The organism is Kitasatospora sp. NPDC015121, assembly GCF_055562955.1.
Map to the genome: position 1 here is coordinate 88,731 of NZ_JBVHEH010000002.1, position 15,455 is coordinate 104,185.

Genomic DNA, 15,455 nt, shown 5'->3' on the forward strand with positions numbered 1-15,455 from the left:
ACCCCTCGCCGGGCGGATCCTTTTTCTCTCCTCCGCACCCGGGGCCGGACCAGCCGGAGCAGTCGGTCCAGCCGCCCGGCCGGGCCGGCCCGCGCGGCTCAGCCGCCCGGCTTGTCCCGCTCGGACCGGCGCCGGAACGGCCTGCGGACCGCCGCGCGGAGCGCCGCCACCCGTTCGGCGGTGCGCTCCCGGCGGGCCGCGGCCCGGTCCTGGGCCCGCCACCACAGCCGGACCGCGGAGGCCGGCAGCAGCAGGGCGCGCAGCCGGCGCCGACGGGTGGCCCGGACCAGCAGCGCCTCGCGGGTGGCGCGGACGTCGCCGCCCAGCTGCTGGGGCGCCTGCGATTCGCGGGCGTACATGACCCGCTCGGTGGCGAGCGCGACCCGGCCCGCGGCGGCCGCGGCGTCCGCGTCCAGGCGGGCGTCCTCGGCGAGCCGGCGGGCGGCGTGCCGCGGGGTGCGGGCCTCGTCCGGCGGGATGCCCAGGTCCCACGCGGAGTCGACCAGCTCGGCCCAGGCCGCCAGCACCTGCTCGTCGGTGAGCGGCGGGGCGCCCGCGCCGGGCAGGCGGCGGCCGGTGCCGAGGCGGCGCCGGCGCAGCCTGGTGCGCCACAGCATCGGGAAGACCAGCAGCCCCACCAGCAGCAGTCCGCCCAGGACGCCGACCAGCACCGTCCAGGACCGCCACCACGGGGTCCCGACGACCTTCCGCTCGGCCACCGCGGTCTCGTCGGCGCAGTCGCCCAGCTTGTGCTGCTGCGGCGGGCAGCTGCTGGAGGAGGACGGCTGGGCGCTCGGCTGCTCGCTCGGCGCGGCGCTGCTGGGCGCGGTGCTCGGCGCGGTGCTGGGCGCGGCCTGCTGGACGGAGTACAGCGGGGTGCTGCCCCGGTTCGGGGTCGGCTCGAAGCGCATCCAGCCGTAGCCGTTGAAGTACAGCTCGGGCCAGGCGTGGTAGTTGGAGCTGCGCACCACCCGGCTGTTGCCGCTGCCGCTGCCCGGGGTGAAGCCGATCGCGACCCGGGCGGGGATGCCCAGCGAGCGGGACATCGCGGCCATGGTGGCGGCGAAGTGCACGCAGAAGCCCTCCTTGTCCTGGAGGAACTTGGCGATGGCGTCCGGCCCGGTGCGGGCGTCGATCTTGGTGTCGTAGGTGAACTCGCCGCCGGTGAAGTACTGCTGCAGGGCGACGGCCTGCTCGTACGGGGTGGTCCTGCCCCGGGTCACGGCCCGGGCGGTCTCGCCGACCACGGGCGGCAGGTTGGCGGGCAGGCCCAGGTAGCGCTTGGCGAGGGCCTCGGGGGCCGGTCCCGCGGTGCGCAGCTGGGTGGCGGTGGCGTTCACCGCGACCGAGCCGACGGAGTACGTCAGGCCCTTGCTCTTCTGGCCGTTGACGCCGCTGACGGTGCGCCCGGTCGGGTCGAAGCGCCAGTCCGAGCTGCTCGGCAGCTGCACCCAGGACATCGGGTACGGCATCGGCAGCCAGGCGGTGCTCAGCTGGTCCGAGACGGTGATGTTGGTGCGGACCGAGGCGGTCGGCAGGTTCGGCGAGAGGCCCTCGGGCGCGGGCACCGTGGTGGGCATCGGCTGCGGGTCCTGCGGGCCGGGCAGCCACTCCTGGCCGTTGAACTCGCTGAGCGCGGCGATCCGCAGGTAGAGCTGCTCGGGGTCGGGCGAGTCGGTGGAGAAGGAGAGCAGCTGGGTGTCGTCGTTGGAGCGCAGGTTGGCGGTGAGCGCGACGACCAGGTTGAGCGAGCGCTGGTCGGCGGTGCCGTTCCCGTCGCCGCTCCCGCCGCCGCCGTGGCCGCCGCCGCCGAACAGGCCGGGGCCGACCGCGGGCACGAACACCGGCAGCAGGACGGCGGCGGCCAGCGCGATCACGCCGATCCGGCGGCCGCCGTTGGAGAGCGCCACGGCGGAGCGGCCGGTGCCGTGGAAGACCCGGCCCCAGCGGGTCAGCCGGTCCTGGCCCTCGACGTACAGCAGGGCCAGGTAGCCGGCCGAGCCGAACAGGAACCACAGCCACATGCCGCCGGCCGAGTCGATCAGGCCGCCGGCCACCGAGTACAGGGCCAGCAGCGGCAGGCCCGCGGCGGCGGCCCGGCGGTAGGTGACCGCCAGGGTGTCGACCAGGACGGCGACCAGGGCGACCGAGCCGACCACGATCAGCCGCAGGCCGTCGGTGGCCGGGGCCGGGATCGCGTACTCCTGGATGTCGGTGCCGCCCTGGGTCAGCAGCGCGGAGACCGCGTCCAGCGCGCCGGGGCCGGGCAGCAGGCCGAAGCTCAGGGCGGACTGCACGGTGGTCAGCAGCAGCGCGTACAGCACCACGAGGAGCTGCAGCGGCGGCACCAGGGCCCGGGGCAGCGGCAGCGCGCGCAGGCCCGCGCCGGCGCCGGCCGTGACGGCGACCATCAGCAGGCCGTGCGGGGCCAGCGCGAAGGAGTCCTGGAACAGCGGGGACAGGCACAGCGCCGCCAGGGCGGTGGCCAGGGCCGCGCAGAGCGTCAACTTGGCCCGGGTGGTCACGCGCCGACCTCGTCTCGGTAGGGAACGGTGGTGTTCTGGGTCCGGTCCGCGGCCCGCCACAGCGCGGGCAGCGAGTCGCCGGCCCGCACCGGCAGCACGGTCCAGCCGGACTCGCGCAGCCGGGCGGCCCGGCCCGCGGCCCGCTCGTCGCCGCCGCCGTCCGGCAGCACGTGCCGCAGGCCGGCCCAGCTGCCGGTGTCCAGCAGCAGGACGACGGCGCCGCCGGTGCGGCGGCGCAGCCGGGACAGCCGCTCGGTCTGCTCCTCGTCCAGCTCGCCGACCACCGCGACCAGCAGGCCCTCGCCGCCGAGCCGGAGCACCTCCTCGGCCCGGGCCAGGGTGCCGCCGTCGGAGTGCTCGACCACGGCCAGCGCGTCCAGCAGCATGCCGACCGACTCGGCCGCGGTGGTGCCGCCGGCGCCGGTGCCCGACCCGGGCACCGCGAAGCCGGTGTCGGTGAGCAGCCGGGTGCGGTAGCCGCGCTGCACCAGGTCGACCGCGACCGAGGCGGCGCAGGACACCGCCCACTCGAACGAGGAGGCCGGCCCCGAGCCGCGATGCGCGGTCTCCCGGGTGTCCAGCAGCACGGTGGCGCGGGCCTGCAGCGGCTGCTCCTCGCGGCGGACCATCAGCTCGCCGTACCGGGCGGTGGACTTCCAGTGCACCCGGCGCAGGTCGTCGCCGTGCCGGTACTCGCGCGGGATGACGTCGTCGTCGCCGGCCAGCGCCAGGGTGTGCGTGTTGGAGTCGCCCTGCCCGCCGGACTCGCCGGGCAGCCGGACCGCCGGCAGGTCCTGGACCTGCGGGACGACGGTCAGCACGTCGGCGGCGCTGAACGCGCGGGTCAGCTCGCACATCCCGAACGGGTCGGACAGCCGCAGCTGCAGCGGGCCCAGCGGGTAGCGGCCGCGCAGGTCGGAGCGGACCCGGTAGGACACCTCGCGGAAGCCGCGCGGCTCGACCCGGTCCAGCACGAAGCGCGGGCGCGGGCCCAGCACGTACGGGACCTTGTCCTCCAGCAGCAGCAGGCCGGTGGGCACCCGGGAGACGTTGTCCAGCCGCAGGTGCACCCGGGCCTCCTGGCCGGCCGCGGCCCGGTGCGGGCTGAGTCGGCGGCCCGAGGCCACCCGGTAGCGGGTGCGCACCAGCATCCCGGCGGCCGCCAGCGGCAGCGCCGCCAGCAGCACGCCGACCTGGAGCAGCGCGGCCTGGCCGAACACGAACGCGCACAGCGCCGCGGTCACGCCGGCCGCCAGGAAGGAGCGCCCCCGGGTGGTGAGCCCGCGCAGCGCGGTGCGCACCCCGGAGGCGCGGGCGGGGCGCGCCACCTCAGCGGCCCTGCGGGCGCGGGATCGGCAGCCGGGCCACCAGGTCGAGCACGACCTGCTCGACCGTGCGGCGGCTCAGCTGGGTCTCCGAGGTCGGCAGCAGGCGGTGCGCCAGCACGGGCACGGCGAGCGCCTGGATGTCGTCCGGGAGCACGTAGTCGCGGCCGTCCAGGGCGGCGTGCGCGCGGGCCGCCCGCACCAGGTGCAGGGTCGCCCGGGGGGAGGCGCCGAGCCGCAGCTCGGAGGTGGTGCGGGTGGCGGCGACCAGGTCGACGGCGTAGCGGCGGACCGGGTCCGCGACGTAGACGGTCTTCACCAGCTCGATCAGCTTGAGCAGGTCGGCGGCGTGCGCGACCGGCTGCAGGTCGTCCAGCGGGTTGGCCGCGGAGTGCAGGTCGAGCATCGCGAACTCGGCGTCCGCGCTGGGGTAGCCGATCGAGACCCGGGCCATGAAGCGGTCGCGCTGGGCCTCCGGCAGGGCGTAGGTGCCCTCCATCTCGACCGGGTTCTGGGTGGCGATCACCATGAACGGCGAGGGCAGCTCGTGGGTGGTGCCGTCGATGGTGACCTGGCGCTCCTCCATCGACTCCAGCAGCGCGGACTGGGTCTTCGGCGAGGCCCGGTTGATCTCGTCGCCGACCACGATCTGCGCGAAGATCGCGCCGGGCCGGAACTCGAAGTCGCGCTGGTGCTGGTCGAACACGTTGGTGCCGGTGACGTCGGAGGGCAGCAGGTCCGGGGTGAACTGGATCCGGCGCACCGTGCAGTCCACCGAGCGGGCCAGCGCCTTGGCGAGCATGGTCTTGCCGACGCCCGGCACGTCCTCCAGCAGCAGGTGGCCCTCGGCGAGCAGCACCGTCAGGGCGATCCGGACGGCCTCCGGCTTGCCCTCGATCACGCTTTCCACGGACTCCCGGACCCGGTCGACCACCGCCGCCAGCTCCGCCAGACCGACCGGCTCCCGCCGGTCGTAGCGGCCCGGCTCCGGCTGCTCCGCGCCCTGTCCGTTGATCGTCGTCACCCGTCAGCTCCCATGTTGCACAGTCGCCGGGCGGCTGGTTCGAGCCCGGCCCACCCCGAATACTTGGCGCATTCTTCCCTGTCGCACGGCCAGAAGTCACCCGCCCGGGCGACACGCGAAGGCTGTCCCGGTTTGGGACGAGAAGCGGGGCCCGGCGGTTTCGCCGGCGGCCGGGCGCACGCCCGGAGAGCCCCCGGCGGCAGCCGCGGCGGACGCCTCAGCGGATCTCGCGGAGCAGGCCGGTGTGCACGTCGAACACGAAGCCGCGGACGTCGTCGGTGTGCGGCAGGAACGGCGAGGTGCGCACCCGCTGGACGGACTGCCGGACGTCCGCGTCCAGGTCGGTGAAGGACTCCACCGCCCACTGCGGGCGCTGGCCGACCTCGCGCTCCAGCTCGTGCCGGAAGTCCTCGGTCAGGCCGAGCAGCCCGCAGCCGGTGTGGTGCACCAGCACCACGGCGCGGGTGCCCAGGGCGCGCTGGCTGATCGTCAGCGAGCGGATCACGTCGTCGGTGACCACGCCGCCCGCGTTGCGGATGATGTGCGCGTCGCCCTGCTCCAGGCCGAGCGCGGCGAACAGGTCGAGCCGGGCGTCCATGCAGGCCACCACCGCGACCCGGCGCACCGGGCGGGCGTCCATCCCGCCGTCCCGGAAGGTCTCGGCGTAGGAGCGGTTGGACACCACGAGGCGGTCGGTCTCGGAGGGCCGCTCGGGGCCGGGGGCGGGAGCCATGGCGTCGACCGTAGCCCGCCCGGGCGCGGCGCGGGGCCGAATGCCGCCACGCCCCGGCCGGCGGGCCCGTTCGGACGGCTTCGCCCCGCTTCGCCCGGCGCACCCCGCCGGGCCCGCGCCCCGCCCCCGCGGCGCCCCCGGAACCGGTCCGACCTGCGCCGATCCGTACCGCCGCCCGGGTGGTGCGCCGGAGCGGAGCGTTGACTGGCGGGGCGCGGGCGATAGGCTGCAGGCGCAGTGGAGCACGGCGGACGGCACCCGGCAACCGGGCGGCCGCGGCCGCCCTCCGCGCCGGGCCGACCGGCCCGCACGCAGCCCGCGGCCTCCTCCCGCTCCGTGCCCACCTGGCGCACCTTCCCCGGTGCCGGGCGGTCGCACCTTCCCCGAGCGAGCGGGCGGGGACCCCGGGCGGTGTGCGTCCCGGCCGGCCCGGTGCGCGAGAATGGCCCGGCCACACCGCACCTGAGGAAGGCCCCGCCCCCGTATGAGTACCGACAGCTCCGCCCCCCGGCACGTCCCGGTGATGCTGGAGCGCTGCCTGGACGCCCTCGCCCCGGCGGTCTCCGCGCCCGGCGCCGTCGTGGTGGACGCCACCCTGGGCCTGGGCGGCCACAGCGAGGCCCTGCTGACCCGCTTCCCGGACGTCCGCCTGATCGCCGTCGACCGCGACCCGCAGGCCCTGCGGCTCTCCGCCGAACGGCTGGCCCGCTTCGGCGACCGGGCCACCCTGGTGCACGCCGTGTACGACGAGATCCCGCGCGTGCTGGACGAGTTGGACGTCCCCGAGGTGCACGGCGTGCTCTTCGACCTCGGCGTCTCCTCGATGCAGCTGGACGAGGCCGACCGCGGCTTCGCCTACGCCCAGGACGCCCCGCTGGACATGCGGATGGACCAGACCCGGGGGATCTCCGCGGCCGAGGTGCTCAACACCTACAGCCACGGCGACCTAGCCCGGATCCTCAAGGTCTACGGCGAGGAGCGGTTCGCCGGGAAGATCGCCTCCGCGGTGCTCCGCGAGCGCGAGCGGGAACCGTTCACCACCAGCGCTCGTCTTGTCGAGTTGGTCCGCAACGCCATCCCGGCGGCCACCCGGCGCACCGGCGGCAACCCGGCCAAGCGGACCTTCCAGGCGCTGCGGATCGAGGTCAACGGCGAACTGGAGGTGCTCGACCGGGCCATCCCGGGCGCGCTGGACGCCCTCGCGGTGGGCGGTCGGATCGTCGTGATGTCCTACCAGTCGTTGGAGGACCGCCTCGTCAAGCAGTACTTTCAGGCCGGTGCCACCTCCGCCGCCCCGCCGGGCCTGCCGGTGATCCCCGAGGAGCTCCAGCCCTGGCTGAAACTGCTCACCCGCGGTGCCGAACTGGCCACCGAGGAGGAGATCGAGGAGAACCGGCGCGCCGCGCCCGTACGGCTGCGCGTGGCGGAGAGGATCAGACGGACCCGGAGGTAGCCAGCCGCCGGGAGCAGCGCAGCGAAGGGGAGTGGAGCGGTGCCGGTGGCCGGCGAGCGGACCCGGGGGAACGTCCCCGGGCAGGGGGGCGGGGCGCGGATCACCGTCCGCCCCGGAGCGCGCTCGATGCGGGGGCGCACCCCCTTCGCGGTGCTGGTGGTCGCCCTGCTGTCGGCCGGGCTGCTCGGCCTGCTGATGCTCAACACCGCCCTGAACGAGGGCTCGTTCACCCTCACCAAGCTGCGCAGGCAGACCACCGAGGCCACCGACCAGCAGCAGACCCTGCAGCAGCAGATCGCCGAGCAGTCCGCGCCCGACGCGCTGGAGCGGCGGGCCCGCGAGCTCGGCATGGTCCCCGGCAACGACCCGGCCTTCCTCAACCCGGACGGCTCGGTCACCGGCAAGGCCAAGCCCGCCGAGGACAAGCCGCCGGTGCCGCGCCCCAGCGCCGCCGACCCGTCCGCGACCGCCTCCGCGACCGCCGCCGCCTCCGGCCCGGCCTCGCCCGGGGCGAGCGGCAGCCCGGCCGATCCCGGCATCGACCTCGCCCCGGCCCCGCCGGTCGGCACCCCGTCCGGCCCGTCCGGCAGCCCGTCCGCCGGGGCGCAGCGGTGAGCCGCCCGCCCGGGGACGCCCCGCGCCCGCGCCGCACCCCGCCGGCCGGCTCCGGCCGGTCCGGCTCCGGACGCCCGGCCGCCGGCGGCCGCTCCGGCTCGGGCGGCCGCTCCGGCGAGCCGCCGCGCCGCCGGGTCGGCGAACCGCGTCGCGCCGACGGCGGCGCCGGACGCCCGGCCCGCCCGCGCGCCGCCTCCGCCGGGCACCGCGAGGTCGCCCCGCCGCGCCCCAGCGCCCGCCCGGCCCGCCGCCCGGCGCCGCCGCGCCGCCCCGCCCCGTCCGGCCCGCGGACCATCAAGCTGGCCGACCCGCGCCGCCGGCTGCGGCTGGTGACGGTCTGCCTGCTGCTGGTGTTCGCGATCTTCGCGGGCCGGCTGGTGCAGCTGCAGCTGCTGGACTCCGACGCGCTGGCCGCCGCCGCGGGCGCCAACAAGTACGTCCGGGTGGCGCTGCCCGCCGAGCGCGGTTCGATCACCGCCGCCGACGGCACCGTGCTGGCCACCTCGGTCGACGCGTACGACATCACCGCCGACCCGACCATGTTCACCCCGGAGTCCGCCCACCTGCCGGACGCCCCGGAGCAGGCCGCGGCGCTGCTGGCGCCGATCCTCGGGCAGCCGAAGGAGAAGCTGGCCGAGAAGCTGCACCCGAACAGCAAGAACCCGAAGAGCCAGTACGCGCTGCTGATGGCCCGGCAGACCCCGGAGACGAAGAACCGGATCGCCGACCTGAAGGCCGCGCTGACCAAGCAGACCGACACCGCGGCCTGCCGCGCCCAGGTCCAGCTGCTCAAGAAGCCCGCCGACAAGGGCGGCCGGCAGTTCCTGGACCCGGCCTGCGTCAACCCGCTGGCCGGGATGTTCTGGGAGCAGTCGACCCGGCGCAGCTACCCGGCCGGCGGCCTCGGCGCCAACCTGGTCGGCTTCGTCAACGCGGAGGGCACCGGCACCGGCGGCCTGGAGCTGCAGTACCAGCAGCTGCTGGCCGGGCAGGACGGCCACTCCACGTACGCCGCGTCGGGCGGCCGCCGGGTGGCCACCGCGGGCGGTGCCCGGCAGGACCCGGTGCCCGGCACCGACCTGCGGCTGACCGTCGACCCGGACATCCAGTGGGCGGCCCAGCGCGCCATCACCGACCAGGTCGCCAACGCCGGGGCGGAGAAGGGCTACGTGATCGTCCAGGACGTGCGGAACGGCCAGGTGCTGGCGATGGCGACCTCGCCCGGCTTCGACCCGAACGACCTCTCCTCGGCCCGCCCCGAGCAGCTCGGCAACGCCGCCCTGCAGGACGCGTACGAGCCCGGGTCGACCGCGAAGCTGATGACCATGGCGGCGGTGCTGGACACCGGCAAGGCGAACTGGGACACCCACGTGGAGGTGCCCAACACGCTCCAGCGGGCCGACCGGGTGTTCCACGACGACATCGACCACGAGACCTGGTACCTGACCCTGGCGGGCGTGCTCGCCAAGTCGTCCAACATCGGCACCATCGAGGCCGCCGAGCACCTGGGCGCCACCCAGGCCGAGTCCAACAAGGTGCTCGCCGACTACCTGGACCGGTTCGGCATCGGCAAGCCCAGCGGCCTGGGCTTCCCCGGCGAGACCCGCGGCATCCTGGCCAAGCCCGAGGACTGGAACGGCTCGCAGCAGTACACGATCCCGTTCGGCCAGGGCCTGTCGGTGAACGCCCTGCAGGCCACCTCGGTGTTCTCCACCATCGCCAACGGCGGCGTGCGGACCGCCCCCAGCCTGCTGGCCGGGACCACCGGGCCGGACGGGAAGTTCACGCCCGCGCCGGCCGGCGCGCAGAACCGGGTGGTGTCGGAGCAGACCGCCAGGACCCTGACCGAGATGCTGGAGTCCGTCGTCACCGACGAGCAGGGCACCGGCACCACCGCGAAGATCCCCGGCTACCGGGTGGCCGGCAAGACCGGCACCGCCAACCGGGTGGACCCGAAGACCGGCAAGTACTCCGGGTACACCGCCTCCTTCATCGGCTTCGCGCCCGCCGACCAGCCCCGGGTGACGGTCTCCTGCGTCATCCAGGACCCGGTCAACGGGCACTTCGGCGGGCAGCTGTGCGGGCCCGTCTTCAAGCAGGTGATGGAGTTCACCCTCAAGACCCTCCAGGTCCCGCCGAGCGGCAGCGAGGCGCCGAACCTGCCCGTCGACTGGAAACCCTGAGATGAGCGACACCCCCCGGCGCGCGGAGCGCACTGTGAGCAAGGTCACGGCCCGGCAGGCCCGGTTTGGCCCCGGGGGGCGCGGGGCCGATAGCCTTCCGGCCGTGCCGAAATCCGATCAAATCTCCGCGAGCCCGCCCCGACCCGACCGCACCGCGGCGCTGCCGCTCGCCGAGGCGGCCCGGCTGCTCGGGCTGGCCGGCGTCGAGGGACCCGAGGTCACCGGCGTCACCCACGACTCCCGGGCGGTGCGGCCCGGCGACGTGTACGTGGCCTTCCCCGGCGCCAACCACCACGGCGCGGCGTTCGCCGCCGGGGCCGCCGCCTCGGGCGCGGTCGCGGTGCTCACCGACGCCGCCGGGGCCGAGCTCGCCGCCGACGCCGGCGTCCCGCTGCTGGTGGTCGACAGCCCGCGCGAGGCGATGGGCCCGCTGGCCGCCGCCGTCTACGGGGCGCCCAGCGAGCGGATGCTGATGATCGGCCTGACCGGCACCAACGGCAAGACCACCACCTCCTACCTGGTGGAGGGCGGCCTGCGCGGGGCCGGCCGGCGGCCCGGCGTGATCGGCACCGTCGAGATGCGGGTCGGCGAGGAGCGGATCAAGTCCGAGCGCACCACCCCCGAGGCCACCGAACTGCACGCCGTGCTCGCCGTGATGCACGAGGCCGGCGCGGACGCGGTGGTGATGGAGGTCTCCAGCCACGCGCTGGTGTACGGCCGCACCGACGGCGTGGTCTACGACGTCGCGCTGTTCAACAACCTGACGCCCGAGCACCTCGACTTCCACCCCGACATGGAGGACTACTACCGGGCCAAGGCCCGGCTCTTCCACGAGGGCAAGTCCCGCCGGGGCGTCGCCAACCGGGACGACTCCTACGGGCGCCGGCTGGCCGGCGAGGCCCGGATCCCGATGACCACCTTCTCGGCGGCCGGCGACCCGGCCGCCGACTGGCGCGCCGTCGACGTCCAGCCCGGCCCGTCCGGCTCGACCTTCCGGGTGCTCGGCCCGAACGGCGAGCGGGCCGACGCCTCGGTGCCGCTGCCCGGCCTGTTCAACGTCTCCAACGCGCTCGGCGCGATCACCGCGCTGGTCACCGCCGGCGTCGAACTGGCCGACGCGGTCGCCGGGGTGGCCGCCGTCCCCGGCGTGCCCGGCCGGCTGGAGGAGGTCGACGCGGGGCAGGACTACGTCGCCGTGGTCGACTACGCGCATAAGCCGGACGCGCTCAGCTCGGTGCTCGCCTCGCTCCGCGAGGTCACCAAGGGCCGGCTGCACGTCGTCGTCGGCTGCGGCGGCGACCGCGACCCGTACAAGCGCGGGCCGATGGGCGCGATCGCCGCCCGGCTCGCCGACACCGCCGTCCTCACCAGCGACAACCCGCGCTCCGAGGACGCGCTGGCGATCCTCGCCACCATGCTCTCCGGCGCCGCCGAGGTGCCCGAGGAGGAGCGCGGCGAGGTGCTCGCCGTCCCCGACCGCGGCGAGGCGATCGCCCTCGCGGTGGCCCGCGCGCACAGCGGCGACACCGTGCTGGTGGCGGGCAAGGGCCACGAGCTGGGCCAGTACGTGAAGGGCGAGGTCCGCCCGTTCGACGACCGCCAGGTGCTGCGGGTCGCGATTGAGCAGTCGATGGAGGCCGAACGGTGATTGCCCTGACTCTGGCGGAGGCCGCGCAGGCCGTGGGCGGCGCGCTCGACGCGGTGCCGGACCCCCGGGCGTCGATCACCGGCGCGGTGGTCACCGACAACCGGGCGATCGAGCCCGGCGGGCTGTTCGTCTGCGTGCTCGGCGAGCGCGTCGACGGCCACGACTTCGCCGCGAAGGCGGTCGCCGACGGCGCGGTCGCGGTGCTCGCCACCCGGCCGGTCGGCGTCCCCGCGATCCTGGTGGACGACGTGGTGGTCGCCCTCGGCCGGCTGGCCCGCGCCGTGGTGGCCCGCTCCGCCGACGTGCGGATCGTCGGCCTGACCGGTTCCTCCGGCAAGACCTCCACCAAGGACCTGATCGCCCAGGTGCTGTCCGGGCACGGCGAGACGGTCTTCCCCGCCGGTTCGAACAACAACGAGATCGGCCACCCGCTGACCGCGCTGCGGATCACCCCGACGACCCGTCACCTGGTGATGGAGATGGGCGCCCGGCACAAGGGCGACATCGAGTACCTGACCGGCATCACTCCGCCCACCGTCGGACTCGTCCTCAACATCGGCTCCGCCCACCTCGGCGAGTTCGGCTCCCGCGAGGGCATCGCCGAGGCCAAGGGCGAGATGGTGGAGGCCCTTTCGCCCGAGGGCGTCGCCGTCCTCAACGCCGACGACCGGCTGGTGCGCGCGATGAGCACCCGGACCAGGGCGAAGGTCGTGCTGTTCGGCGAGTCGCCGGACGCCCACGTCCGGGCCACCGACGTCCGCCTGGACGCCACCGGGCGGCCGCGGTTCACGCTCAGCACCCCGGCCGGTTCCGCACCCGTGCAGCTGCGCCTGTACGGTGAGCACCACGTCTCGAACGCCCTCGCCGCCGCAGCGGTGGCGGTGGAGCTCGGGATGCCCGTCGACCGCGTCGCCGAAGCACTCAGCGAGGCGGGTGCGCTGTCCCGCTGGCGCATGGAAGTGGTCGACCGGGCCGATGGCCTCACCGTCGTCAACGACGCCTACAACGCGAACCCGGAATCGATGCGGGCCGCGCTGCGGACCCTCGCGACGATGGCGGGCACCGGCCCGGAGCGCCGCCGCACCTGGGCGGTGCTCGGCGAGATGCGGGAGCTCGGCGAGGACAGCCTCGACGAGCACGACACCATCGGAAGGCTCGCGGTGCGGCTGGACATCACCAAGCTGGTGGCGGTCGGCGGACGCGAGGCGGCCCGGATGGAACTGGGCGCGAGGAACGAAGGTTCGTGGGGTGAGGAGTCGGTGCTGGTGTCCGACGCGGACGCGGCGATCGAGCTGCTGCGCAGTCAGGTGCGGCCGGGGGACGTGGTCCTGGTGAAGGCCTCCCGTTCGGTGGGTCTGGAGAAGGTCGCCGAGGCGCTGCTCGCGGACGGTGCCGCGAAGTGAAGCAGATCCTCTTCTCCGGCATGATCGGCCTGGTGCTGACCCTGCTCGGCACCCCCGCCCTGATCAAGCTGCTCGCCCGGCACGGCTACGGCCAGTACATCCGCGACGACGGCCCCAAGGCGCACCACAGCAAGAAGGGCACGCCCACGATGGGCGGCATCGCCTTCATCCTGGCCACCCTGATCGCCTACTTCGCGACCAAGGCGATAACGGGCGAGTCGCCCACCGCCTCCGGCCTGCTGGTGCTGTTCCTGACCACCGGCCTCGGCCTGGTCGGTTTCCTGGACGACTACATCAAGGTGGTCAAGCGCCGCTCGCTGGGCCTGCGGGCCAAGGCGAAGCTGCTCGGCCAGTCCTTCGTCGCCCTCGCCTTCGCCGTCCTGGCCATGCAGTTCAGCGACAGCCGCGGCCTGACCCCGGCCTCCGACAAGCTGTCCTTCGTGCAGGACTTCAAGTGGGCGATCGGCCCGGTGCTGTTCGTCATCTGGGCGTACTTCCTGATCGCCGCGATGTCCAACGGCGTGAACCTGACGGACGGTCTGGACGGCCTGGCCACCGGCGCCTCGGTGATGGTGTTCGGCGCGTACACCTTCATCGGCCTGTGGGAGCACAGCCAGAACTGCGCCTACGCGATCAAGGCCACCGCGTCCTGCTACGACGTCCGCGACCCGCTGGACCTCGCGGTGGTCGCCGCCGCGCTGATGGGCTCCTGCTTCGGCTTCCTGTGGTGGAACACCTCGCCCGCCAAGATCTTCATGGGCGACACCGGCTCGCTCGCCCTCGGCGGCGCGCTGGCCGGCCTCGCCATCGTCTCCCGCACCGAGCTGCTGCTCGCCATCCTCGGCGGCCTGTTCGTGATCATCACCCTTTCGGTGATCATCCAGGTCGGCTCGTTCCGGATGACCGGCAAGCGCGTTTTCAAGATGGCACCGCTCCAGCACCACTTCGAGCTCAAGGGCTGGAGCGAAGTCCTGATCGTGGTCCGGTTCTGGATCATCCAGGGCCTGTGCGTGGCCGTCGGACTCGGACTCTTCTACGCGGGATGGGTGACCAAGTGAACAACCCGGAGTGGGCCGGGCTGCCGGTCGTCGTGGCGGGACTCGGCCTCTCCGGGATCAGCGCCGCCCGCGTCCTGCACGGGCTCGGCGCGCGCGTCACCGTGGTCGACGGCGGGGACGGGCCGGGCCTCGCGGCCAAGGCCGCCCCGCTCGCCGAACAGGGCGTCACCGTCCGCCTCGGCGACGGCGCCACCCTGCCGGAGGGCACCGAACTGGTCGTCACCTCGCCCGGCTGGGCCCCCGACAGCCCGCTGTTCGGCGCGGCCGCCGCGGCCGGCGTCCCGGTCTGGGGCGACGTCGAACTCGCCTGGCGGCTGCGCGCCCCGCACCCCGCCACCGGCGAGCCGGCCCCCTGGCTGGCCGTCACCGGCACCAACGGCAAGACCACCACCGTCCAGATGCTGGCGTCCATCCTCACCGCCGCCGGCCGGCGCACCGCCGCCGTCGGCAACGTCGGCGTCTCCGTGCTGGACGCGGTGCTCGCCGAGGAGCCGTACGACGTGCTCGCCGTCGAGCTCTCCAGCTACCAGCTGCACTGGGCGCCCTCGCTGCGGGTGCACTCCGGCGCGGTGCTCAACCTGGCGCCCGACCACCTCGACTGGCACGGCTCGATGGAGGCGTACGCCGCCGACAAGGGCCGGATCTACGAAGGCAACCAGGTCGCCTGCGTCTACAACCTGGCCGACCCGGCCACCGAGGCGCTGGTCCGCGAGGCCGACGTCGAGGAGGGCTGCCGGGCGGTCGGCTTCGGCCTGGACGCGCCCAGCGTCTCCAACCTCGGCGTGGTCGACGGACTGCTGGTCGACCGGGCCTTCGTCGCCGACCGGGCCAACTCCGCCGCCGAACTCGGCGCCGTCGCCGACGTCAACCCGCCGGCCCCGCACAACGTCGCCAACGCGCTGGCCGCCGCCGCCCTGGCCCGCGCCTACGGCGTCGACGCCAAGGCCGTCCGCGACGGGCTGCGCGCCTTCACCCCCGACGCGCACCGGATCGCGCACGTCGCCGAGGTCGACGGCGTGACCTACGTCGACGACTCCAAGGCCACCAACACCCACGCCGCCGCCGCCTCGCTGGCCGCGTACCGGCCGGTGGTCTGGATCGCCGGCGGCCTCGCCAAGGGCGCCACCTTCGACGGGCTGGTCGCCGACGCGGCGCCCCGGCTGCGGGCCGCCGTGCTGATCGGCCAGGACCGCGCGCTGATCCGGGAGGCGCTGGAGCGACACGCCCCGGACGTCCCGGTCTTCGAGCCCGCCCCGGGCCAGACTGGCGCCGAGGCGATGACCGCGATCGTCGCGGCCGCGGCCGCCGCCGCCGAGAAGGGCGACACCGTCCTGCTGGCACCCGCCTGCGCGTCGATGGACATGTTCACCAACTACGGTGAGCGCGGCGACGCGTTCGCCGCCGCCGTCCGGGCCCTGCGGCCCTGAAGCACGCACCACGAGGCCGCGCCCGCCGGCGGCACACCGCCGGGCGCGGCCTCGCCGTCGG

General features: G+C 75.1%; 11 protein-coding genes. 7 read left to right on the plus strand and 4 right to left on the minus strand.

From position 1 onward, the window contains the following. Positions 1 to 98: 98 nt before the first annotated feature. From ACZ3J7_RS02390 to ACZ3J7_RS02405, 4 genes are all read right to left on the minus strand, one after another. On the minus strand, positions 99 to 2,525 hold the full coding sequence (locus tag ACZ3J7_RS02390; protein WP_465615991.1) for a transglutaminase TgpA family protein: 2,427 nt from the start codon (positions 2,523 to 2,525) through the stop codon (positions 99 to 101). Then, a complete protein-coding gene (locus tag ACZ3J7_RS02395; RefSeq protein ID WP_465615993.1) occupies positions 2,522 to 3,853 on the minus strand; it encodes a DUF58 domain-containing protein in 1,332 nt (443 codons plus the stop codon). The genes ACZ3J7_RS02390 and ACZ3J7_RS02395 overlap by 4 nt, the downstream gene beginning before the upstream one ends. 1 nt (position 3,854) lies before the next feature. Next, positions 3,855 to 4,802 (minus strand): AAA family ATPase, encoded by a 948-nt coding sequence (locus ACZ3J7_RS02400; protein WP_465616555.1) that lies wholly within the window; start codon positions 4,800 to 4,802, stop codon positions 3,855 to 3,857. A 289-nt stretch (positions 4,803 to 5,091) separates the two neighbouring features. After that, positions 5,092 to 5,607: a beta-class carbonic anhydrase gene (locus ACZ3J7_RS02405; protein ID WP_465615995.1), complete on the minus strand. Its 516-nt coding sequence runs from the start codon at positions 5,605 to 5,607 to the stop codon at positions 5,092 to 5,094. A 484-nt stretch (positions 5,608 to 6,091) separates the two neighbouring features. Between ACZ3J7_RS02405 and rsmH the strand changes: the two genes are divergently transcribed. Genes rsmH through murD form a run of 7 tightly spaced genes read left to right on the plus strand, consistent with a single transcriptional unit; the run spans position 6,092 to position 15,394 of the window. Then, positions 6,092 to 7,060: a 16S rRNA (cytosine(1402)-N(4))-methyltransferase RsmH gene (gene rsmH, locus ACZ3J7_RS02410; protein WP_465615997.1), complete on the plus strand. Its 969-nt coding sequence runs from the start codon at positions 6,092 to 6,094 to the stop codon at positions 7,058 to 7,060. Between the two features lie 45 nt (positions 7,061 to 7,105). Further along, the gene (gene ftsL / locus ACZ3J7_RS02415) at positions 7,106 to 7,675 is read left to right on the plus strand and encodes a cell division protein FtsL (RefSeq protein WP_465615999.1); all 570 of its coding nucleotides are present in this window, start codon (positions 7,106 to 7,108) and stop codon (positions 7,673 to 7,675) included. After that, entirely contained in the window at positions 7,672 to 9,858 is a 2,187-nt protein-coding gene (locus ACZ3J7_RS02420; protein WP_465616001.1) for a peptidoglycan D,D-transpeptidase FtsI family protein, read from the plus strand. Before ftsL ends, ACZ3J7_RS02420 begins: the two co-directional genes overlap by 4 nt. 1 nt (position 9,859) lies before the next feature. Next, a complete protein-coding gene (locus ACZ3J7_RS02425) occupies positions 9,860 to 11,506 on the plus strand; it encodes a UDP-N-acetylmuramoyl-L-alanyl-D-glutamate--2,6-diaminopimelate ligase (protein WP_465616003.1) in 1,647 nt (548 codons plus the stop codon). After that, positions 11,503 to 12,909, plus strand: coding sequence for a UDP-N-acetylmuramoyl-tripeptide--D-alanyl-D-alanine ligase (locus ACZ3J7_RS02430; protein WP_465616005.1), 1,407 nt, complete (start codon positions 11,503 to 11,505; stop codon positions 12,907 to 12,909). The genes ACZ3J7_RS02425 and ACZ3J7_RS02430 overlap by 4 nt, the downstream gene beginning before the upstream one ends. Beyond that, entirely contained in the window at positions 12,906 to 13,967 is a 1,062-nt protein-coding gene (gene mraY, locus ACZ3J7_RS02435; protein WP_465616007.1) for a phospho-N-acetylmuramoyl-pentapeptide-transferase, read from the plus strand. Before ACZ3J7_RS02430 ends, mraY begins: the two co-directional genes overlap by 4 nt. Then, positions 13,952 to 15,394 (plus strand): UDP-N-acetylmuramoyl-L-alanine--D-glutamate ligase, encoded by a 1,443-nt coding sequence (murD, locus tag ACZ3J7_RS02440; RefSeq protein WP_465616009.1) that lies wholly within the window; start codon positions 13,952 to 13,954, stop codon positions 15,392 to 15,394. Before mraY ends, murD begins: the two co-directional genes overlap by 16 nt. Positions 15,395 to 15,455: the final 61 nt, after the last annotated feature.